Origin of the sequence: Mesorhizobium sp. M7A.F.Ca.CA.002.05.1.1, assembly GCF_003998335.1 — a bacterium.
Taxonomy (GTDB): Bacteria; Pseudomonadota; Alphaproteobacteria; order Rhizobiales; family Rhizobiaceae; genus Mesorhizobium.
In genome coordinates, this window is the sequence record NZ_RZQI01001362.1 from 1 (window position 1) to 1,021 (window position 1,021).

The following is a 1,021-nucleotide window of genomic DNA, read 5'->3' on the forward strand; positions in this document are numbered from 1 at the left end:
GGGCTCGCCTCCCGATCTCGAAGACATCATCCGCCGCGGCCAGGACCGGCTGCGGCGCGCTCTTCCGGGTGGCGGCGGCGCGAGCCCGGCTATCTTCGCGCTGATCGCGGCTGCACTTGTGGTGCTGTGGGCGTTCAAGGCGGTTTATACCGTGCAGCCCGACGAGGTCGCGGTCGAATTGCGCTTCGGCAAGCCGAAGACCGAACTGTCGCAGCCTGGCCTGCATTTCCATTGGTGGCCGCTCGAAACCGTCGAGACGGCCAAGATTTCCGAGCAGCTCGTCGATATCGGCGGCGGCGGCGCGACGAGTGGCAACACGTCCGGGCTGATGCTTACCGGCGACCAGAACATCGTCAACGTCCAGTTCTCGGTGGCCTATCAGGTCTCCGACCCGAGCGCATATCTGTTCGATGTGTCCGATCCCGACGGTATGCTGCGGCAGGTTGCCGAAAGCGCCATGCGTGAAGCCGTCGGCCGCCGGCCGGCGCAGGATATCTTCCGCGACGACCGCCAGGGCATTGCCGCCTCGGTGCGTGAAATCATCCAGACGACGCTGGACGGCTACAAGGCCGGTCTCAACGTCAACGCCGTCTCGATCGAGGATGCGGCACCGCCACGCGAAGTGGCCGATGCGTTCGACGAAGTGCAGCGCGCCGAGCAGGACGAGGACAAGTTCGTCGAGCAGGCCAACCAGTACTCCAACCAGAAGCTCGGCCAGGCGCGCGGCGAGGCCGCACAGATTCGCGAAGACGCGGCCGCCTACAAGAACCGGGTCGTGCAGGAAGCCGAGGGTGAGGCCCAGCGCTTCATCTCGGTCTATGACGAATATGCCAAGGCGCCCGATGTAACGCGCAAGCGCCTCTACCTGGAAACCATGGAGAAGGTTCTGAAGGATTCGAGCAAGGTCATCGTCGAGCAGGGCAACGGGCAAGGGGTCGTTCCCTATCTGCCGCTGCCGGCATTGCAACCGAAAGCGCCGGCACCCGCTGCGCCCAGTGGCGTTACGGGAGGTAACCAGTGA

1 protein-coding gene is annotated in these 1,021 nt (G+C 64.7%); it reads left to right on the forward strand.

Going from position 1 to position 1,021, the window contains the following annotated elements; genetic code table 11:
- A partial coding sequence (gene hflK, locus EN939_RS35560; RefSeq protein WP_127271987.1) for an FtsH protease activity modulator HflK occupies window positions 1-1,021 on the forward strand: 1,021 nt, incomplete at its 5' end.